We start from the raw sequence: 21022 nt of genomic DNA on the forward strand, positions 1-21022 counted from the left end.
CAATTAAAGCAGCCCGGCCTGAGTCATCAGTTCCACAGCCCTTTTGCTGTCGAGCTTCGACGCGTCGACGGTCGGTGCGTCGAGCTGCTGCAGAGGCACCAGTTTCGGGTTGGATTCGGCATTTATCCCGACTGCGTATTCAAACGATTTACCGGTCTTGAGCACCTCCTGACCGTCTGTGCCAGTGATCCACTTCAGGAAGGCCTGGGCTTGTTCCGGATGTTTACTGGACGCCAAGACTCCGCCACCCGAGACGCTGACGAATGCCCCCGGATCGTTGTGCTTGAAGTAGTGCAGGGCGGTGTTCTTGCTGTTTTCGCCGGTCTTGGCCTGATCGCCAAAGCTGTAATAGTGGTAGATCAGGCCGCTGTCGATTTGCCCGGCGTTGACCGCTTTGAGCACCGCGCTGTTGCCCCGGTAAGCCGTGGAGTTGGCCTTCATCGCTTTAAGCCACTCCAGGGTGGCGGCTTCGCCCTTGAGTTCCAGCACAGCAGCGACGATGGCCTGGAAGTCCGCACCGGCCGGCGAAGCGGCCCAGCGACCTTTCCATTTAGGATCGGCAAGGTCCATCAGGGATTTTGGCAATTGGGCTTGCGGCAGTGTGCTCGGGTTGTAGACAAACACTGTAGAGCGCGCCGCGATCCCCACCCATTTGCCATGCGCCGGACGGTACGCTGCGCCGACCTGTTCCAGGGTGACCGGAGCCACCGGGGCCAACAGTCCCGCGTTGTCTACCAGGACCATGGCCGGAGAGTTCTCGGTCAGGAACACATCGGCTGCAGTCGCCACGCCTTCCTGCACCAGCTGGTTGCCCATTTCGGTATCGTCGCCATTGCGCACCGTGACCTTGATCCCGGTTTCCTTGGTGAAGCCGTCGATCCAGGCTTTGGTCAGGCTTTCGTGTTGCGCGTTGTAGACCACGATGCCATCAGCCTCTGCCGCATGCACTTGACCAATGCCCAGCAGCGCGGTGGCCAGCAAGGCTGTTTTGAGGAACGAGGGAATAGGGGAAATCATGCTGTTGCAGCTCCTGACTCTTTTTAGAATTCATGCAGAGAATTCGCCGGCAATCAACGCGAATCATTTGCATGTTTGGAAATGCGGAGAATGTAGGGAGCAAAATGAGAAAAAAACGTCAAAAAAACCGTTAACACATGTCATTTTTGTTCACGGTTTTCACTTGTCCGTCTTTCGTTGTGCATGAGACGCACCCATGGCTTGTTAAACCGGCCTGGTAGTGAGAACGCCTCCCGGCAATAGCCTCGACCCTGGTCACCCCGCATGCCGGTCAATTGATCGATACGGGGGCTGAACCTGGGCAAGCGCCAGGGACACTCGTCGGGTGCCCTGGCGTTTTTTTTGCCGGGTATTGCCCTTGTCCACTGAAAACCCGCAGTATCCACAGGTGCCTCGGTGCTCGATCGGGATATGTTCAAAACGTCAGAACCGGACCGTCAGACCTATGCCCGTCGACCTCGAAGCGCTCTATCCCAAACTCATCCATCTGATGCTGGACACTGTGTTCGTGGTCGACAGTGAAAATCAGATCGTTTTTGTAAGCGATGGGTGCATGGCGCTGCTCGGTTACCGTAGCGACGAGCTGACCGGAACGCCGATCACCAACTATATGCATCCTGAAGATCTGGCGATCACCCGGGCCTCCATCGTGCGGGTCATGAGTGGTCAGCCGCACTTCGATTTCCGCAATCGCTACCTGCGCAAGGATGGCAGTATCGTGCACATCCTCTGGGCTGCTTTCTGGTGTGAGGAAGTTGGGGCGCGGATCGGTGTCGCACGGGACGTGACAGCGCTCACTCAAGCCGAAGAGGAACTGCGCTTTCTCGCCCATCATGATCCGCTGACGGCGCTGACCAATCGTTCGCTGTTCAATGTGCGACTGGATGCAGCCCTGCAGGCAGCGCGCCGCGACGAGACGACCCTGGCCCTGATGTTTCTGGACCTCAACGACTTCAAGGGCATCAACGATGTGCATGGGCATGCGGCAGGTGATCGAGTGCTGTGCAAGGTTGCACGGCGGCTGGAAGCCTGTGTTGGAGAAGCGGGCCTGGTGGCGCGGATGGGCGGAGACGAGTTCACTGTGCTGTTGACCGACGTACACTCCCAGGCCGCGGTTTACGCGAAGGTAGAGCAAATTCTCGAGTCCCTGGCTGAGCCGCTGGGCCCTGAATTTGGCTGGATGCGAATGCCATCGTGCAGTATCGGCGTGGCATTTTATCCGGCGGACGGGGAGGACGCAGACACCTTGCTCAGCCATGCTGATTCCGATATGTACCAGATAAAAAAGGGCCATTGGGAAGTGGAGGGGCGTGACTCAGCGTAGTCAGTCTTTCCCGCGCATCGACAGCCGCATCCGATCAACTCGCGCGATCGCGCACCAGCAGCCCCTGTACTTTTCCCGAACCCAAGGCTAGCGCCAATAGAACCAACAAGATCAAAGCCCAGTTAGCCGGATTTGGGTATTGCCCCAGGACGACCATTGAACTGACGATCCCAAACACCGGAATCAACAGCGATAACGGTGCCACGCGAGATACCGGGTATTCGCGCAACAGCAGGTTCCACCCCCAGTAACTGAAGTGCGTCGCGGCGTACACCTGGAAAGCCAGGGAAAAAAGCGTCATTGCATTGAGCTGTGAAGGCAGCGCCTGGAAGGGGGCCGAGCCATGCAGCAGCCACGTCAACAGCAAGAGCGGGATGGGTGGAAACAGGCTGGCCCACACCACGAAGGCGAAGATCTCACGCACCTTGGATACTTTGATCACTACGTTGCCGAGGCTCCAGGCCAATGCGCTGCCAATGACCAGTGCAAAACCTGCCTTCGACGCATCGCCGGGACTGCACAGGACGATCCCCACCAACCCCAAGACCGCGAGCAAACTACCCACCCATTGCAGTCGATTCACGCGCTCCCGGAAAAACAGCACACCCCAGCCCAATGTGAAAAATGCGCTGAACTGGATCAACAGCGATGCGCTACCGGGTGGCACGCCCCATGCGATCCCCTGATTGATCAAGGCCCACATGGCCACGCCAAAGATCAGCCCGTAGACCGCCAACCACCGCAAGGCAACACGTGGACGTTCCACGAAAAATACCCAGGGCAGGGCAGCCAGCGCGAAACGCAATGCGGTCAACAACAGTGGGTCGATGTCGGCAAGTCCCAGTTTGGTCAGGGGAAAATTCAATCCCCAGACGGCCGTTACCAGCACCGCGAGTACCCGATGTTTCGTCTGCATGCTGTGTCTTTCCCAGAGCCGAGCGGAAATGCTCGTGCGTTGAGAAATATGCCGGCAATCGAGCTGGCCCGCTTTCAGTCGCAGGCCAATTTTCATTAGAATCGGGCCATGCACAAACTTACCGTACTTCCCTACCAGAACACGTCCAGCGATGCCGTCGTGACCGCACATGATTATGCGGATGGAACGTTGTTCCCCGCACACGACCATCCGCGTGGACAGTTCGCCTACGCCGCAAGTGGCGTCATCACGGTGTTTACCGATGACGGCAACTGGGTCGTTCCGCCCCGACGCGGCATATGGGTGCCGGCGCAGCTCCCCCACGCCATGCACATGCGTGGCCCTGTCACCATGCACAACGCCTACATCCGCAGTCAGGCTGCGCAGCAACTCGGACTACCGGGACACTGCCAGGTGTTGGACGTGTCGCCGTTGTTGCGGCATTTGCTGTTGAAGGCAATCGATGTCCCCTCGGACTATTCCAGCCAAGGACGCGACGGGCATTTGATGGGATTGCTGCTGCATGAAATTGCTGCGATGCCCACACTTTCGCTCAATGCCCCGCTGCCGGCGGAGCCACGTCTGGCGGTGGTGTGCCGCGAATTTCTGGCGCAGCCTTCGCTGGAAGTGGGTATCGACGAAATGGCTCAGCGCGCGGGAATGAGCCGACGAACCTTTACCCGACAATTTCGATTGCACACGGGCATCAGTTACATCGAATGGCGGCAACAAGCCTGCCTGCTTGCGGCGATAGTTCTGCTGGGAAAAGGTCAACCGGTCACACAGGTTGCAATGGTGTTGGGGTATAGCAGCTCAAGTGCTTTTGCGACTGTGTTCAAACAATTGCTGGGAGAAGTGCCCAGCCGATATTTCGTAGATCAGCAGGTATAGGCGTATTGGACTGCGGCCGGCTTCTGCCGGTCGCAATCGGGGGAATAGCCTATAAGTGGTTTTAGTGGATCCATTAAATGTAATCAATCGGCGTTTAGCTTGACTTGAGTGGTTTTATCCCTATTTAATGGATCCATAAAAACAAGCCTGCGCTGGAGATCTTCATGTATCCGAAAAACACCTGGTATGTCGCCTGCACCCCCGACGAGATCGCTGACAAGCCGCTGGGGCGGCAAATATGCGGTGAGAAAATCGTTTTCTACCGAGGCCACGAGGGGCGCGTTGCCGCCGTAGAGGATTTTTGCCCGCATCGCGGTGCTCCCCTGTCGCTCGGGTATGTCGAGAATGGCAACCTGGTCTGTGGCTACCACGGTCTGGTGATGGGCGCTGACGGCAAGACTGTCGAGATGCCGGGTCAACGGGTGCGTGGCTTTCCGTGCAACAAGGCTTACGCGGTTGAAGAGCGTTACGGTTTTATCTGGGTCTGGCCTGGGGAGCAGGACAAGGCAGACCCCGCGCTGATCCATCACCTGGAATGGGCTGTGAGTGATGAGTGGGCGTACGGGGGTGGGCTGTTTCATATCGACTGCGACTACCGCCTGATGATCGATAACCTGATGGATCTCACCCACGAAACCTATGTGCACGCCTCCAGCATTGGCCAGAAAGAGATTGATGAAGTGGCACCGGTCACCACGGTCCAGGGTGACGAAGTCGTCACGGCACGCCACATGGAAAACATCATGGCCCCACCGTTCTGGCGCATGGCCCTGCGAGGCAACAACCTGGCCGACGATGTACTGGTGGACCGTTGGCAGATCTGCCGCTTCAGCCCGCCCAGTCATGTATTGATCGAAGTAGGCGTCGCCCATGCCGGCAAGGGCGGTTACCACGCAGAGCCGCAGCACAAGGCCGCGAGCGTCGTGGTCGACTTCATTACCCCGGAAACCGACACCTCGATCTGGTACTTCTGGGGCATGGCGCGCAACTTCAACCCCCACGACCGGGAATTGACCGCCAGCATTCGCGAGGGCCAGGGAAAGATCTTCAGCGAAGACCTGGACATGCTTGAGCAACAGCAGAAAAACCTGCTGGCCAATCCTCAGCGCAACTTGCTCAAGCTCAACATCGATGCCGGTGGCGTGCAGTCCAGGCGCGTGCTGGAACGCATCATCGCCCGTGAGCGCGCTCCGCAAGCCGAGCTGATTGCCTCGGTGAAGTAGAGAGGGGCGTGCTCTCGAACGCTCGTCTGACCACTCCCATTCCCATTGTGCGCGGCTACTGTGGTAGCCGGTCCTGAAGGTGCGACATGATTGAAGTCGTGGTGACATCCCGCAACAACGAAGCATTGGATATTTGCAGCTACGAGCTGACCTGCGCATCCGGAGGAGCATTGCCCGGCTTCAGTGCCGGGGCCCACATCGACGTGCATTTGCCCAGTGGGCTGATTCGCCAATACTCACTGTGCAATCATCCGCAGGAGCGCCATCGCTACCTGATCGGCGTGCTCAAGGATGCCGCCTCGCGCGGTGGTTCTCAGAGCATGCATGAACAGATCAACCGCGGCGATCGGCTGTTCATCAGTGAGCCGCGCAACCTTTTCCCGTTGGTGGGTGAGGGACGGCGCAGCCTGCTGTTCGCCGGCGGCATCGGCATCACCCCGATTCTCTCGATGGCCGAGCAACTGGCCCACAGCGGTGCCGATTTCGAATTGCATTACTGTGCTCGCTCCAGTGAGCGTGCGGCTTTTGTCGAGCGACTGAAAGGTGCATCTTTTTCTGATCGTGTGCATCTGCATTTCGATGAAGAGGCCGAGTCGCGCCTGGATGCCGCCAAGGTTCTGGCCCATCCGGCGCAGGACGTGCACCTGTATGCCTGTGGTCCTTCGGGTTTCATGCAGCATGTGCTCGACAGTGCCAGGGCTCTGGGTTGGAGCGATGGACAATTGCACCGAGAATACTTCGCTGCGGTACCAGCGGACGCCGGTGCCGATCAGGCGTTCCAGGTCAGGCTTGGCAGTAGCGGGCAAGTATTCGACATCCCGGCCGACAAGACGGTGGTCCAGGTGCTGGAGAGCCACGGTGTCGAGATCGCTATATCCTGCGAGCAGGGTGTTTGTGGAACCTGCCTGACCCGGGTGCTGGAAGGGGTGCCCGAGCACCGTGACCTGTTCCTCACCGAACAGGAGCAAGCCGCCAATGATCAGTTCACGCCGTGCTGTTCGAGGTCCAGATCGGCCCTGTTGGTATTGGACCTCTGAGCCAGGCGTTTACTCGCCGCGCGCGATCACTTTGATCCGTTCGCTACTGCTTCCAGCACCGAACACTTCGGCGTAGCGCAGGGTCGCGTTGGCGTGCTCGCGCATGATGGCTTCGGCGCGGGCGCCCTGGCGGCTGACCAGCGCATCGAACACCGAGTGGTGCTGCATGTGGGCAAAGTTGAAGCGCCGGTATTCACGCACCATGTCTTCGCGATCGATGGCCAGCGCCGATACCGAAGCAAAGGGGCGATGGTCGTTGCGCGCCAGGGCTTCGGCAATGGCCGGGTTGGCGCTGCTGTCGACGATCACCTGATGAAAGCGCATGTTGAGGTCATGGAACACCTCAAGGTCCTCTTCTGTCACAAAGCCCTTATCGAACAGTGCGTCGCCTTGCACCAGGCATTCGCGCAACGCCGCTTGCGCCTGCTCGCTCAACCCGCGCTCGGCACTCTGCCGCGCGGCCAGCCCCTCCAGTACCCCGCGCACTTCCACGGCCCCGGCGATATCGTCGGCGCTGACTGAACGCACCTGATAACCCCGTCCGCCATGGCGCACCAGCAGGCCTTCCTGCTCGAGGGTAAGGAAAGCCATGCGTACCGGCATGCGCGAGACGCCGAAGCGTTCCGCCGTAGGGATTTCCATCAGCCGCTCGCCGGCCGCCAGTTCGCCCGTGGCAATCATTTTGCGCAGTGCGACCAGCACCATTTGACCGGGTTTACTCATGCAGGCGACTTCCAGAGAGTGGGGTCGCCATAGTAGCGCAAGGAGGGGGCCGGTTGCAGGGGCGACAAGCACCCCTGCAGGATGGGGTCAGAGTGACAGCGGGTAGCTGACGATTACGCGGGTCTGGTCGAGGTCGCTGTTGAAGCTGCGACGGTTGGTGGCATTGTTGATGCGCACGCTGAGGTTCTTCGCCGGGCCACTTTGCAGGGTGTAGCTGACCTCGGTGTCACGTTCCCATTCCTTGCCATTGGTTGCGCCCTTGGTGGTGGCGTTGTCTCCGTGGCCGTAGCGGGTCATCAGCAACAGTCCGGGAATGCCTGCGGCGGCGAAGTTGTAGTCATAGCGAGCCTGCCAGGAGCGTTCATCGGCGTTGCTGAAATTGCCGTTGAACATGTCATTGCCCAGTGTCCGACCGCTACTGCCATAGACCGACATCCAGCCGGTATCGCCGCTGACCTTCTGCAGGCCAAGGTACAGGGTATGACCGCCCAACTTGGCCGAGAGTAACCCGTAGGCGGTGTGGCTTTGCACATTGCCGATACGTGCGCTGCCGTCTTCCTTGTCGATGAAATACCCCAGGTTGGCGGCGAGGGTCCATTCTCCGAACGTCTGCTTATGCAGCAGGTTCAGGTAGCTTTGCTGGTAGATGTCTTCGAGTTGCGAGTGCCAGGCGCCGATCTGGGTTTGCTGATCGTTGAAGCGGTAATCGGCGCCGACATACTTGAAGCTGTCTGAGGTAACGCCAGGGGCAGCCCAGGCAGAGAGGTCTTGCATGTCGGAAGAATTGCGCAGGCTGACGGCGGTGTATCGACCTGCCTGCAGATTCAGCCCCGTGAGCTCGCGGGACACCAACTGGGTGCCCCGGAATGTCTGGGGCAGCAGGCGGCCGTCATCGTAGCGCAGCAGGGGAATGTCCGGCATAAGCTCACCGTGCATTAACTCGGTGGCGGAAAAACGCATTTTCGCCGCTACCCCGGCACGCCCGTAGTCGTCGGCGGAGCGCCCATCGTCGTGTACAGGCAGCAATTCCGAACCGCTGCGTTGCGGGCTGCTGTCGAGCTTGATGCCAAACATCGCAATTCCATCAAGGCCGAAGCCGAGCGCGCCGGGTGTATAACCGGAGTTGAATTTGAGGATGGCGCCTTGGGCCCATTCCTCTACCTTGCTCTTGCTGGCACCCGGATCTCTGAAATCCCGATTGAAATAGTAGTTTCGCAGCATCAGGCTGGTCTCGGAATCTTCGAAAAAACCGTTGCTGTCGGCATTCGCGCTAGGTATCAGGGCAAGCGCCAGTGCACCGCCGAGCAGGACCCGGGGAGGGAGGGGGAAGCTAGTCATTATTGTTATGTTCCTGGGAGTATGTAGTCAGTAGCGGGGGAGGCCCCGCTACCTCTTTGCAAAGGGTTCAGGTCCGGCTGAGCTGGGCGCCCGACTGCGGTTGGGTGTCAGGCTGCAGTGCCAAAAGCACCGCTGCGGCGATGACGAAAACCACGGCAAACACCCCATACAGGTGCAGAGGTTGCCAGCCGCTGTCCAGCAGCAGGCCCGCCACAATCGGCGAAAGAATCGCGCCAATGCGCCCGATACCGATGCCCCAACCAACCCCCGTCGCGCGCACCGAAGCGTCGTAGACAATCGGCGACAACGCATACAGGCCCGCCACACAGCCATTGGAAAAAAGCCCGATCAACAGACCCAGGCCGAGCGCCATTGACACCGATGAGGCCGAGCCGACGAACAACACCAGCAAGCCTGCGGTCACCAGCATGAACAGTGACAGCACGCGGGTCAGCCGCCACCGCGAGGCCATGCCGCCGATCAGTGCCGCGCCGAAAATACCGCCGACGCTCAGCAACACTCCGCCGCTGATGCCCTGTTGTGCCGACAGCCCTGCCGCGACCAGCAGTTTTGGCGTCCAGCTCATCACGAAATAGAAACCGAACATCACCAGGAAGAACAGCAACCAGATCAGCAGGGTGGTGCGCCGCGAGGCGGGAGAGAGCAATTGCGCCAGGCGTCCGCGACCTGAAGTCGGCGCTGTGATGGCGACCGGCAGGTCGCGCAACGCCGGCTGGCCGAGGCGGGCGGCCAGACGATTGATCCGTGCCAAGGCGTTGACGGGACGCCGGGCAATCAGAAAATCCAGCGACTCAGGCAAGTACAGCAGCACCAGTGGAATCACTGCCAGGGTCACGGCGCCACCGAAGATGAACACCGAGCGCCAGCCAAAGTGCGTAAGCAGCCACACCGACAACAAACCCCCAAGTGTCGCGCCCAAGGCATAACCGGTGGATTGCAGGCTCACCGCCAGTCCTCGCCAGCGCTTGTTGGCGTACTCACTGGCAATCACGTTGCTGCTGGCCAGGATTCCGCCAATACCCAGCCCGGTCAGCCCGCGCAGCAGCGCCAGTTGCACCGGCGTCTGGCTCAGTGCCGACAACAGCATGCCGACCCCCGAGAGCAACAGGCAAAACAGAATCAGAGGTCGACGGCCAAAGCGATCCGCCCATGGGGCGATGAACAGTGAGCCTGCCGCCATGCCAAACAATCCGGCACTCAACAACAGGCCGATCTGTGCACCGTTCAGATCCCATTCGGCAGACACCGAGGAGGCCGTGAAGGCCATCACCAGCACGTCGAAACCATCAATCATGTTCAGGACAATGCAGATGCCCACGGCCAGCCACTGGAATGGCGCCATCGGGCGCTCATCCACCACGCTCTTGAGATTGACGGTCATGGTCGCCCCTCGGTACGAGGCTGCGTACAGGTAGAGCGGAATTGGCACACGAAGGTGGGTACAAGCCATGGCTTGAGCCCGATTGAGACATTAGTCATCACGACACCCTTGTTATTTTTATGGGCGGGCAGGCGTGGTACCTGACACCGTGTGGCGCCAGTCAATCAATTTATGGATCCATTGGAAAGTAGTTGTTAGACGAGTGTTTTCTGATTTTTTCAAATTTCTATTAAAAAATGTTTGAAAACAATGACTTATCAATTTTTGAAACTGTGCGATTATCGATCGCTCCAAGATCCTGAACGTCAAAGGATCCAGTGCGGTCAGGTTTTCCGGTTCAGGGACATCCGGAACCAATAACGGAGGCGGTTAATTAACCTGGAGCTCACTCAAAAGGAACAAAAGTGAGTCTGGCGATCCAGCATGTGATTTATCCGAGTGGTGCTGATCCCAAGGCATTGCATCATCGGTGCAAAAGTCCCCCACACACTCCATGCTCACCTCGTCATCAAGAAGCCCAACGGGAATCCAGAAGTACGGCTTCTCTCTCAAAACATTAGGAACAGTAGAGCCACATTGCCTACAGAAATCGTTTCTATACCCACTTGGCTTGCGCCAGCTGCTGACTTCGCCTTCCCCTGCTTCCCACCGAAAGTCACTGTCTTTGACAATGGTTGCCAGATTATGGCCAACCCCGGTTTGTTTGCGGCAGAGAGAACAGTGGCAACGATAAAAAAATCGTGGTTGAACGTTGAGGGAAAATCGAACCGATCCACAAAGGCATTGCCCTGACAACATACCTATATCCTTAAAAGAAGAAATCCAAGGCGTTCATTATCGTCTCAAGCGTTGAGCTCGGGAAGGCGCGCGGGCCGACACTACACCCCTTCACGCAGCGCCCCGGAAACCAGCGAAAAGCCGGAGAAGGCTGCCGCCGGCTGGGGTAATACGCCCTCGCAAGCGGAAAAAAGCTCAACAACAACGTACTGGCTTCAGATCTGCAAACGGTTCGAGACTGGCCTACGCAGCACTCAAACCAATCCACCCGTGAACCCCGACGTAAAGTCCAACAGCGATGATCAGCACGCTGGACAGATAAGGTGCGCGACGCGCAACTGTGCCAAGCCAAGGCCAGCGATTGGAAGCTTGTTTGGCCCCAATGGCGGCCGCCGCACCGACGGACACCAAGGTAAGCGCCAAACCTAGGCTGAAACACAGGACCAGCACGCCTCCCAAGGCGACCTCCTTGACCTGAAGGCAGAGCAGCAGAACGGTGATAGCCGCAGGGCAAGGAATCAGCCCCCCGGTTAAACCAAACATAATGATCTGGCCAGTGGTGACGTCACGATTGGTGAAGCGCTTACGGATATCGTTGGCATGGGCGCGTTCATGTGCATCCTGATACCCATCTATCGACAGTTCCAAACCTTCCAGCTCGGAGTGCTCGTGACTATGTCCGTGCTCCTGATAATCCAGATCGTAATCATGGGAATGGCCCGCATGCCCAAGGCTCAAACGAGCACTAAAGTCATGAGGCTCAGGAATATCGGCAGTGGACTCCAGGAAACCTTCGCGCTCGACGAACGAGAACGCTTGAATGCTGCCATCTGAGCGAGTAGTCGTCAGTCGAACCTCTGCCGCTGACCAGGCATGTCCACTCAACGCCTTCATGCGCCAGTGTGGGGTCATTCCCTGTTCGAAGATCGACAGTTCGATCCGCCCGTGACCCGTATCAATGTGCTGAGTCTCATCGTGATGAGCATGGGCATGGTCGCCGTGGTGGTGATCATCCCCCTGCTCAAACTTGAACATCTGTTCACCGCGCCAGGTACGCCACACCATCCATATCGCGATCAGAATGATCAGTGCGGAGGACGCGAGCTGGAAGTACGGCTCAGTCGTTCTGGCGTCCAGACCTTTGCCCAGATACATGCCACCGATGGCAACCAACCACACCACTGCGGTATGCGAAAGCGTTGCGGCCAAGCCCAGCAAAACGGCCTGTTTCACCGATCCACGGATGGCGACGATGAACGCTGCCATCATGGTCTTTGAATGGCCGGGCTCAAGCCCGTGCAACGCACCCAGTAGTATTGCGCTCGGGAAGTAGAGCCACGCATGGCTCCCACCCTGTTGAAGCAGTTCTGCAAAATTTGGCATGACGGGATCTACTTCGAGTAACGACGGATGGCTTCTAGCAACTCTTCGACACCTTTCGCGCGCTCTTCATCGCTCAATTCAGGGTTTGCAACGTGAGCGTGCGCGTGCGCTTCAATAATTTCATCCATCAAACCGTTCATTGCCCCGCGAGTGGCTGCGACAAGATGCAGCGTTTTGGCACAGTCAGCGTCCGACTCCAACGCTCGCTCTATGGCCTGAACCTGACCAGCGATGCGACGAACACGCTTCAACAAATCGTCTTTTTGTCCATGTACATGCGACATACCATACCCCCCTACCCTATATTGATGCGCATGATCACTCAAAAACCAGGAATGCGCAATTGCGCATTGGAGTGGGTCACGGCCAGCGCCGAGGGTGTAGCTGACAAAACAGTAATCTTGCGCTCAGCCTTCTGAAAGCTTGCACCCATTACCCTCTTCATCAAACTTGGCAGTATCTCCTGCTTGCTCTGTCATTGACTGACTGGGAACAAAGCGCCATGCAACCTGAAACATCAAGACGAACCTTTGTGAAGGGACTCGCCGCCGCCGGGATACTCGGCGGCCTCGGGCTTTGGCGCACACCTGTCTGGGCAATCACCAGCCCCGGCGAGCCGAATGTCCTGGCCGGTAACGATTTCGACCTGTTCATCGGTGAAACGCCGGTCAACATCACCGGCAACCCGCGCACTGCGATGACCATCAATGGCGGCATACCTGGCCCTCTACTGCGTTGGCGCGAAGGCGACACGGTCACGTTGCGGGTGAGGAACAAACTCAGCGCCGACACCTCCATTCATTGGCACGGCATTCTGCTGCCGGCCAACATGGACGGTGTGCCAGGCCTGAGCTTTCATGGCATTGAACCGGGCGGGATGTATGTCTATCAGTTCAAGGTCCGGCAGAACGGTACTTACTGGTACCACAGTCATTCGGGGCTTCAGGAACAGTCCGGAGTTTACGGTCCCCTGGTGATCGATGCGAAGGAGCCGGAGCCGTTCCAGTACGACCGCGATTACGTGGTGATGCTGACCGACTGGAGCGACGAAGACGCGGTCGGCTTGATGAAAACGTTGAAAAAACAGTCGGATTACTACAACTACAACAAGCGCACCGTGGGCGACTTCATCCACGACGTCAGTGAAAAAGGTTGGGGCTCCACGGTCGCAGATCGCAAGATGTGGGCTGAGATGAAGATGAACCCCACGGACCTGGCCGACGTCAGCGGCGCGACTTACACCTACTTGATGAACGGCCAGGCGCCTGGCATGAACTGGACGGGGGTGTTCCGGTCCGGCGAGAAACTGCGCCTGCGCTTTATCAACGGCTCTGCCATGACCTACTTCGACGTGCGCATTCCCGGTCTGAAAATGACGGTGGTCGCCGCAGACGGTCTGCACGTCAAACCGGTGAGCGTCGACGAGTTTCGCATCGCGGTGGCGGAGACATTCGATGTGATCGTCGAGCCGACCCAGGACGCCTACACCGTGTTCGCCCAGTCGATGGATCGCACCGGCTATGCCCGTGGCACCCTGGCGGTGAAGACGGGTGTGTCCGCACCGATACCACCACTGGACCCGAGGCCGCTGGTGACCATGGATGACATGGGTATGGGAGGTATGGATCACGGCGGTATGGGCGCCAACATGGCGGGCATGAATCACAGCCAGATGACGGGTATGGACCACAGCTCAATGCAAGGCATGGACAGCATGTCCGACATGGATCACAGCGGTATGGCTGGAATGGGAGAAATGCAGTCCCACCCCGTGACGGAAAGCAACAATCCGCTGGTGGACATGCAAGCCATGACCACCTCACCCAAGCTTGATGACCCTGGCCTCGGTCTGCGTGACAACGGTCGTCGCGTCCTGACCTATTCCGACCTGCGCAGCACCTTCGAGGACCCGGACGGCCGCGACCCCAGCCGCACCATAGAACTGCACCTCACTGGCCACATGGAAAAGTTCGCCTGGTCATTCAACGGGGTGAAGTTCTCTGATGCCGAACCCCTGCGCCTCAAATATGGCGAGCGGGTTCGGGTGGTGCTGGTCAACGACACGATGATGACTCACCCGATCCATCTGCACGGCATGTGGAGCGATCTCGAAGATGAAAACGGTGAGTTCATGGTGCGCAAACACACTATCGATATGCCGCCCGGCTCCCGGCGCAGCTATCGGGTCACCGCCGATGCCCTCGGGCGTTGGGCCTATCACTGCCATCTCTTGTACCACATGGAAATGGGCATGTTCCGTGAAGTTCGCGTGGAAGAATGAGGCGCTACCCATGACCAGGATCACTCCGATCTCTTTGATGCTCGTGGCAGCGAGCCTGACACTTTCTTCGGCAATGGCGGCCACGGACGACATGCAGAACATGGACCATAGCCAGATGCAGGGCATGGACCATAGCCAGATGCAAGGCATGGGCGACGGCCAAATGCAGCCCGCTGCGCCCACCAAAAGTCGCACGCCAATTGCGCCATTGACCGATGCCGATCGCGCCGCTGTGTTTGTCAGCCCGGGTGGACACAACGTGCACGACTCCGCGCTCAACACGTTCCTTCTAGCAGACAAACTTGAATGGCAGGACGCCGATGACGGCAGCACCCTGGCCTGGGATATCTCAGGCTGGATCGGCGGCGATATCGACCGCCTGTGGCTGCGCTCTGAAGGCGAACGCACCAACGGCAAGACCGAAGACGTGGAAGTTCAGGCACTGTGGGGCCACGCCATCTCCCCTTGGTGGGACGTGGTGACCGGCGTTCGCCAGGATTTCAAACCGGGCGATCCGCAAACCTGGGCGGCGCTCGGCTTGCAAGGCATGGCACTGTACAACTTTGAAGCTGAAGCCACGGCGTTTATCGGTGAAGGTGGTCAATCCGCCGTACGGCTGGAAGGCGACTACGACATTCTGCTGACCAATCGACTCATTTTGCAGCCAACCGCCGAACTTAATGTTTATAGCAAAAACGACCCGCAACGAGGCATCGGCGCTGGCCTGTCCAACACTGAAGCGGGCCTGCGCCTGCGCTATGAAATCCGTCGTGAGCTTGCGCCTTACATCGGTGTGACTTGGAACCGCACCTACGGCAAAACAGCTGATTATGCCAACGACGACGGCGAGGATCGCAGTGAAGCGCGTCTCGTCCTGGGTGTTCGGCTGTGGTTCTAGAACGCGTCGACTTAACAATCAAAATATATGCCGCTTGAATCGGCGAGAGATCTTGTATGCGCGTGATCAAAACTACCGTTGTTGCCATTGCACTTTCCACCGGGTTGCTGCTGAGCACATCTGCTCAGGCGCACCCGAAACTGCTCTCCTCGAACCCGCAGGAAGGCGCGGACGGCGCTGCCCCCAGCAAGATCGAACTGCATTTTTCCGAAAATCTCATGACCCAGTTCTCTGGTGCGAAACTGGTCATGAGCGAAATGTCCGGTATGGCCCACTCTCCAATGCCCATGAAGGCAAAAGTCTCTGGCGGCAGCGACCCGAAAACCATGGTTATCACGCCGCTCTCTCCTTTGCCCGCCGGCAGCTACAAAGTGGAATGGCGTGCGGTGTCCTCGGACACTCACCCGATTACCGGCAACGTTACGTTCAAAGTGAAGTAATTGATGAGCGATTGGGCCAGTATTGCTCTGCGCTTCGGTTTGTACATGGATTTGATGCTGCTCTTTGGCGTGGCGCTTTTCGGGTTGTACAGCCTTAAAGGACGAGAGCGAGTATCGGGTGCCGTGTTGCCGTTTCGGTCTGTGGTAGTGGGAACGTCGGCGCTGGGTGTGCTGGTGTCTGTCGCCAGCATGGTGATGATGGCAAGTTCCATGAGTGGGGAGTCAGACTTCGCTGAGCTGCGTCCGCATATTGAGATGATGGTCTTGCAGACGGACGTGGGGCTGGCCTGGGTCGTGCGAATCATCGCGTTGATCGTCGGCGGTGTAGCGGTGATACCTTACCAACGTGCGCCTGGCCTTAGCCTTTTGGTCGCAGCTATTGCCGGTGGCATCGCCCTCGCCAGTCTGGCCTGGAATGGTCATGGGGCGATGGACGAAGGCAGTCGTCGTTTTTGGCATTTTGCAACGGACATACTGCACCTGCTGGCGGCCGGAGCCTGGCTCGGCGCGCTAGTCGCATTTGCCGGGATGACAAGGCTCGACACGCTGAAAACCGAGGAGCGCATCAGATTGCTGGCCCGGGCCGTCACCGGATTCGAATCGGTGGGCGCGTTGATCGTATTCGTCATCACAGTCACAGGCGTCGTGAACTATCTGTTCATCGTGGGCCCCAAATTCGATGACGTAGTCCTCAGCACCTACGGGACTCTGCTGTTCATCAAATTGGTGTTGTTTTCTGGAATGCTGGTGTTGGCCGCACTGAACCGATTTCACCTTGGCCCGCTATTGGAGCGGTCGTTGCGAGAGGGGGAATTTCGAGTGGCGGCTACTACGTTAAGGCGCAGCGTGTTGGTCGAGTTATCGACAGCGGTTTTGATTGTGGGGCTAGTGGCTTGGTTAGGAACGTTAAGTCCTGAGATGTAAGCGTCCGGCCAACACACCTTTCTGACACCATCGCTTAAGGCGATGGTGTCAGATCACCGCGAGGAGGCTCGCTTTAGCTGAACGCTGTCCGGCTAAATTAGCTCCGCGGGTTATTCACGGCAGGGATCTCAGCGCAGCTTTTCCAGCATCTGGTAGTACCACATGCCTGCCGCCAGCATCGGGTTGCCGAAAATATCGCCAAGCGGAACCTTGATGTGCTGGCAGGCAGCGAAGGTATCGAAGCGACCAAGGCTGCCGGTGATCGCTTCGGCCATGATTTCGCCCATGATATGGCTGGTGGCGATGCCGTGCCCCGAATAGCCCTGGCAGTACCAGACGTTGTTCGACAGCTTGCCCAGTTGGGGGATGCGGTTGACCACGATCCCCATGGCGCAGCTCCACTGGTACTCGATGTCCACGCCCTTGAGCTGTGGGAACGTACGTTCGATGCAGGGGCGCAGTTCGCCGGCAATGTCTCGTGAGTCGCGTCCGGAGTAGTTGGCGCCGCCACCGAACAGCAAACGGCCGTCGGCGGTCATGCGGTAGTAGTCGAGGACAAAACGACAGTCGTAGACCGCCAGATCCTGCGGGTTAAGCTGTCGGGCCAGGTCTCCCAAAGGTGCGGTGGTGACGATACCGCCCATGGCCGGGAAGATTTTGCCCTTCAGCTGTTTGGGTTCCAGCTTGTGGTAAACATCACCGGCCAGCATGACCTGCCTGGCATTGACTCGACCCTGTGCCGTGATGACCGCCGGGCGGTCACCGTGGACGATCTCCAGCACTTCGGAGTGCTCAAAGATCAGCGCCCCCAGGCTTTGTGCTGCGCGTGCCTCGCCGATGCACAGGTTGAGCGGGTGCAGGTGCAGGTTGCGCGTATTCTTCAGTGCCCCCAGGTACTGCTCGCTCGCCAGATGGGCGCGCACTTGTGCACGGTCCAGCAAGGTGACGGTGTCGCCCAGTCCGCGGCGCTGCGCCTCATCATGGAAGCTGCGCAGCTCGTCCATGTGCGCGGGTTTCATCGCGGCGTGCAGATGGCCGTGCTTGAGGTCGCAGTCGATGCGGTACTTCGCGACCCTGGACTGGATAATTTCCTGGCCACGCCAGCGCAGGCGCCAGATAAAGTCGTCTACCTGGGTGCCGAGCGACTTCTGCATCTGCTTGCGCATCGCTGCGTCGCCGGACAGGCTGCTGGTGACCTGACCGCCATTGCGACCACTGGCGCCCCAGCCGATCTTGTGGGTTTCGATCAAGGCAACTTTAAGGCCGCGCTCGGCCAGTTCAACGGCGCTGGCAACGCCCGTGAAACCGCCGCCGATGATGACGACGTCAACATTCACTTCACCCTGCAAGGTGGGGTAGTCGGTCTCATGCTTGAGGGTTGCGCTGTAGTAAGACGGCGTCCGCTCGGCGGCAGGGATGACGGCTTGGTTCATGACGGTCATGGAATTGCTCCTGGGGGCTGCGCTGCGACTGGAGCAGCGGCGCTGGCAGACCGGCCACCGTTAGCGGCTGGGTGGTCTGCATCGGATTGAGGCTGGCTGTGTTCAACCAACGGCTTCAAATCAACGCCAGGTTACGTCTGGTGGGCGCGCGTGACGGCAGTGCCATAGCGCCCAAAAGGCCAGAATCGTTTGGCAAAGAGGATTTTTGCGGGGACGGGCCTGCGCCTTCGGGAACGAAGGGCGCAGGTGGCGACGGATCAAGCGCGGGAGCGGAATCATGGTTGGTGATCCTGCCACCGTCTGGAGTTTGGTTAAATCGGCATTTGAGGACCTTTAGTTATTGCTTGAATAAACAACTGAAGGAGTCTGCTGATAAATCTCCTGATGCGTATTTAACGGAATATTCCATTCAAGAATTTTCCGCCTCTGGCGCGCGGAAAGCCTTGCTGTAGTAGCCAGATTGGTCGAAACAGCAAACATTCTTCTTGCCGGATGCAAGCATATCGCAGGCATCAGCCATTCGTTTTGCGCGCGTCTTCAGTTGCTTGGCTGAAGTCATCCAGTGTATCCAGTCCACTCGTGCGATGGTCGACGTAAGGTTCCAGACTTCACGAGCCTGGGGATTGGTTGCCAGCGCCTCCTGGAAATCTTCCGGGATGTCCGGCTCGGGTTCCTTCTTCACCGCGATCAGCTCCAGCGTGACGATATCCCCGACGGCCGCGCCTGCAGCTTCGTACAACTCTCCGCTTACCCGCAGCCAATGGCTCAGTTCACCATCCGGCTCAAGGGTCGCCTGGAAAGGGTGCCCATTGAGGGTGCCTTCAACTGTCGTCCTTCCTCGCCGCGGAAGCTGTTCACTCGCGTCTTTCGGCAGTACGACGAACGCCCACGACGTATCATCACCGGGCTTTGCCGGACGAAGTAGCTTGGCTTCGAATCGGGATTTCGCATCGATTGTTGTCACTGCAACTCCTCCAACTAATACGCCTGACTGTCATATAACGTTCCCAGTCGTCCTGCAAGCCCTTGCCTGGCCTGGAGGCATTGCAGACCACCATCCCCATACTTCGCAAAACCCCCAAGGCAACCGTTCAATGGCAGAATCCCCTCTACTTGATTGTTTTGGAGACCACCATGCTTGGTGCGTTTGAACGAAGACTCGACCCTTTTCCTCCTGACGAGGTACCGCCGCCGCCCAATGGCCTGGGCCGGTTCCTCTGGGCCTGCACCCGTGGCGCCCGCGGGTATATCCTGGCGCTCGCGCTGCTCAGCGCCGCCGTGTCGATTTACGAAGCCTGGTTGTTTTCTTTCCTCGGGCAAGTCGTGGACCTGCTCTCGACCTGGAAGGCAGGCGGTGATGCGGCTGCGCAGGAAAGTCGCGTGTTGTGGGGCATGGGCATCGTGATGGTGACCAGCGTCGGGCTGGTGGCGTTGCGCACCATGGTTCAGCACCAGATATTGGCGATCAACTTGCCATTGCGGCTGCGCTGGGACTTCCATCGCCTGATGCTGCGGCAAAGCCTGTCGTTTTTTTCCGATGAGTTTTCCGGTCGGGTCACCACCAAGGTCATGCAGACGGCGCTCGCCGTGCGGGACGTGCTGTTCACCCTGATCGAGATCGCCCCCGGGATCGGCGTTTACTTCATCGCGATCATCGCCCTGGCCGGCGGCTTTGCCTTGAAACTGATGCTGCCATTTATTGCCTGGGTGGTGTTGTTCGGGCTGGCCCTGGTGTATTTCGTGCCGCGACTGGGGAAAGTCGGGCAGGAACAGGCCAATGCGCGGTCGATGATGACTGGGCGTATCTCCGACGCCTATACCAATATCACTACGGTAAAACTGTTCTCGCACTCCAATCGGGAAGCGCATTTCGCCCGTGCGGCGATGGAAGATTTCAAGCAGACCGGCTTTCGCCAGATGCGCCTGGTCAGTCAGTTCGAGATCGTCAATCAGGCCTTGGTGGTGGCGTTGATCATGGCCGCAGGCGGTTACGCGCTGTGGTTGTGGCACCAGGGGGAGGTCGGTGCCGGTGCCGTGGCGGCAATCACCGCCATGGCGTTGCGGATCAATGGCATGTCGCACTGGATCATGTGGCAGATGACCTCGCTGTTCGAGAGCATCGGCACCGTGCAGGATGGTATGGCCACATTGACCCTGGGCACCAAAGTGCAGGATGCGCCGGACGCGAAGGTGCTGGTGACCTCCGGCGGCGCAGTCACCTTCGATAACGTCAGCTTCAACTACAACGGCGAACGCCAGGTGCTCGATGGCTTGAATTTGAACATCCGCCCCGGCGAAAAAATCGGTCTGGTAGGCCGCTCAGGTGCTGGTAAATCGACGCTGATCAACCTGCTGCTGCGCTTCTACGACGTCGACAGCGGGGAGATCCGCATCGACGGCCAGAACATCGCGCACGTAACGCAAGACAGCCTGCGCAGCTCCATCGGCATGGTCACCCAGGATACTTCCCTGTTGCACCGATCCATTCGCGACAACATCGCCTACGGCCGTCCCGACGCGACCGACGCGCAAATTCGCAGCGCTGCGGCCAGTGCCCAGGCCGATGGGTTCATCAGTCAGCTGAGCGACCGGCAAGGTCATACCGGCTACGACACCCTGGTGGGTGAGCGCGGCATCAAGCTGTCGGGTGGCCAGCGCCAGCGCGTGGCGATTGCCCGTGTGATGCTCAAGAACGCTCCGATCCTGCTGCTTGACGAGGCCACCAGTGCGCTGGACTCGGAAGTCGAAGTTGCGATTCAGGAAAGCCTGGATGACATGATGCAGGGCAAGACCGTAATCGCGATTGCCCATCGGCTGTCGACGATTGCAGCCATGGATCGGCTGATCGTCATGGATGATGGACGCATCATCGAACAGGGCACCCACAGCGAATTGCTGGCGAAGAACGGCGTGTATGCGCGGCTGTGGCAGCATCAGAGCGGCGGGTTCCTCGGTGAGGACAAGGGCGTGATCGAGGCTGTGGATTCGGTGTGAGCGTGATGCGTG

Annotated in this window: 19 protein-coding genes; 9 read left to right on the forward strand and 10 right to left on the reverse strand. The window is 58.6% G+C overall.

The features are described from left to right. Positions 1 to 3 precede the first annotated feature (3 nt). Complete coding sequence (locus ACYZTK_RS26020; protein ID WP_462012450.1) at positions 4 to 1017, reverse strand: iron ABC transporter substrate-binding protein; 1014 nt, start codon at positions 1015 to 1017, stop codon at positions 4 to 6. 445 nt (positions 1018 to 1462) lie between these two features. Between ACYZTK_RS26020 and ACYZTK_RS26025 the strand changes: the two genes are divergently transcribed. After that, complete coding sequence (locus ACYZTK_RS26025) at positions 1463 to 2341, forward strand: diguanylate cyclase domain-containing protein (RefSeq protein ID WP_462014979.1); 879 nt, start codon at positions 1463 to 1465, stop codon at positions 2339 to 2341. Positions 2342 to 2375: 34 nt separating this feature from the next. Here the strand turns inward: ACYZTK_RS26025 and ACYZTK_RS26030 are convergent, their stop codons facing one another. Then, entirely contained in the window at positions 2376 to 3257 is an 882-nt protein-coding gene (locus ACYZTK_RS26030; protein ID WP_462014980.1) for an EamA family transporter, read from the reverse strand. A 108-nt stretch (positions 3258 to 3365) separates the two neighbouring features. Between ACYZTK_RS26030 and ACYZTK_RS26035 the strand changes: the two genes are divergently transcribed. The 3 genes from ACYZTK_RS26035 (at position 3366) to ACYZTK_RS26045 (ending at position 6408) form a co-directional block, all read left to right on the forward strand. Next, positions 3366 to 4148: an AraC family transcriptional regulator gene (locus ACYZTK_RS26035; RefSeq protein ID WP_462012451.1), complete on the forward strand. Its 783-nt coding sequence runs from the start codon at positions 3366 to 3368 to the stop codon at positions 4146 to 4148. 164 nt (positions 4149 to 4312) lie between these two features. Next, on the forward strand, positions 4313 to 5371 hold the full coding sequence (locus ACYZTK_RS26040) for a Rieske 2Fe-2S domain-containing protein (protein WP_462012452.1): 1059 nt from the start codon (positions 4313 to 4315) through the stop codon (positions 5369 to 5371). 86 nt (positions 5372 to 5457) lie between these two features. Continuing rightward, the gene (locus tag ACYZTK_RS26045) at positions 5458 to 6408 is read left to right on the forward strand and encodes a PDR/VanB family oxidoreductase (protein WP_462012453.1); all 951 of its coding nucleotides are present in this window, start codon (positions 5458 to 5460) and stop codon (positions 6406 to 6408) included. 9 nt (positions 6409 to 6417) lie between these two features. On the opposite strand, the gene ACYZTK_RS26050 is transcribed toward ACYZTK_RS26045, so the two are convergent. The 6 genes from ACYZTK_RS26050 to ACYZTK_RS26075 form a co-directional block, all read right to left on the reverse strand. Next, complete coding sequence (locus ACYZTK_RS26050; RefSeq protein ID WP_462012454.1) at positions 6418 to 7131, reverse strand: GntR family transcriptional regulator; 714 nt, start codon at positions 7129 to 7131, stop codon at positions 6418 to 6420. A gap of 87 nt (positions 7132 to 7218) precedes the next feature. Then, positions 7219 to 8469 (reverse strand): OprD family porin, encoded by a 1251-nt coding sequence (locus ACYZTK_RS26055; protein WP_462012455.1) that lies wholly within the window; start codon positions 8467 to 8469, stop codon positions 7219 to 7221. Between the two features lie 67 nt (positions 8470 to 8536). After that, positions 8537 to 9871 carry an MFS transporter gene (locus ACYZTK_RS26060; protein ID WP_462012456.1) on the reverse strand — a complete coding sequence of 445 codons (1335 nt, stop codon included), beginning with the start codon at positions 9869 to 9871 and terminating at the stop codon, positions 8537 to 8539. A gap of 369 nt (positions 9872 to 10240) precedes the next feature. Next, a complete protein-coding gene (locus tag ACYZTK_RS26065) occupies positions 10241 to 10669 on the reverse strand; it encodes a GFA family protein (protein ID WP_462012457.1) in 429 nt (142 codons plus the stop codon). Positions 10670 to 10891: 222 nt separating this feature from the next. After that, positions 10892 to 12031 (reverse strand): nickel/cobalt efflux protein RcnA, encoded by a 1140-nt coding sequence (locus tag ACYZTK_RS26070; RefSeq protein ID WP_462012458.1) that lies wholly within the window; start codon positions 12029 to 12031, stop codon positions 10892 to 10894. A gap of 8 nt (positions 12032 to 12039) precedes the next feature. Next, on the reverse strand, positions 12040 to 12315 hold the full coding sequence (locus tag ACYZTK_RS26075; RefSeq protein WP_461981654.1) for a metal/formaldehyde-sensitive transcriptional repressor: 276 nt from the start codon (positions 12313 to 12315) through the stop codon (positions 12040 to 12042). A gap of 218 nt (positions 12316 to 12533) precedes the next feature. Between ACYZTK_RS26075 and ACYZTK_RS26080 the strand changes: the two genes are divergently transcribed. Genes ACYZTK_RS26080 through copD form a run of 4 tightly spaced genes read left to right on the forward strand, consistent with a single transcriptional unit; the run spans position 12534 to position 16574 of the window. Continuing rightward, a complete protein-coding gene (locus tag ACYZTK_RS26080; RefSeq protein ID WP_462012459.1) occupies positions 12534 to 14312 on the forward strand; it encodes a copper resistance system multicopper oxidase in 1779 nt (592 codons plus the stop codon). Positions 14313 to 14322: 10 nt separating this feature from the next. Further along, positions 14323 to 15210 carry a copper resistance protein B gene (locus ACYZTK_RS26085; RefSeq protein WP_462012460.1) on the forward strand — a complete coding sequence of 296 codons (888 nt, stop codon included), beginning with the start codon at positions 14323 to 14325 and terminating at the stop codon, positions 15208 to 15210. A 56-nt stretch (positions 15211 to 15266) separates the two neighbouring features. After that, entirely contained in the window at positions 15267 to 15650 is a 384-nt protein-coding gene (copC, locus tag ACYZTK_RS26090) for a copper homeostasis periplasmic binding protein CopC (protein ID WP_462012461.1), read from the forward strand. A 3-nt stretch (positions 15651 to 15653) separates the two neighbouring features. Then, complete coding sequence (gene copD, locus ACYZTK_RS26095) at positions 15654 to 16574, forward strand: copper homeostasis membrane protein CopD (RefSeq protein WP_462012462.1); 921 nt, start codon at positions 15654 to 15656, stop codon at positions 16572 to 16574. A 128-nt stretch (positions 16575 to 16702) separates the two neighbouring features. On the opposite strand, the gene ACYZTK_RS26100 is transcribed toward copD, so the two are convergent. Further along, positions 16703 to 18007: an NAD(P)/FAD-dependent oxidoreductase gene (locus ACYZTK_RS26100; RefSeq protein WP_462014981.1), complete on the reverse strand. Its 1305-nt coding sequence runs from the start codon at positions 18005 to 18007 to the stop codon at positions 16703 to 16705. Positions 18008 to 18425: 418 nt separating this feature from the next. Further along, on the reverse strand, positions 18426 to 18980 hold the full coding sequence (locus ACYZTK_RS26105) for a YdeI/OmpD-associated family protein (protein WP_462012463.1): 555 nt from the start codon (positions 18978 to 18980) through the stop codon (positions 18426 to 18428). Between the two features lie 170 nt (positions 18981 to 19150). Here ACYZTK_RS26105 and ACYZTK_RS26110 point away from each other — a divergent pair, with 170 nt between their 5' ends. Next, positions 19151 to 21010, forward strand: a complete 1860-nt coding sequence (locus ACYZTK_RS26110; RefSeq protein WP_462012464.1) for an ABC transporter ATP-binding protein — start codon at positions 19151 to 19153, stop codon at positions 21008 to 21010. The last annotated feature ends 12 nt before the right edge of the window (positions 21011 to 21022 follow it).

The sequence above is a fragment of the Pseudomonas sp. LB3P31 genome, from assembly GCF_054897945.1.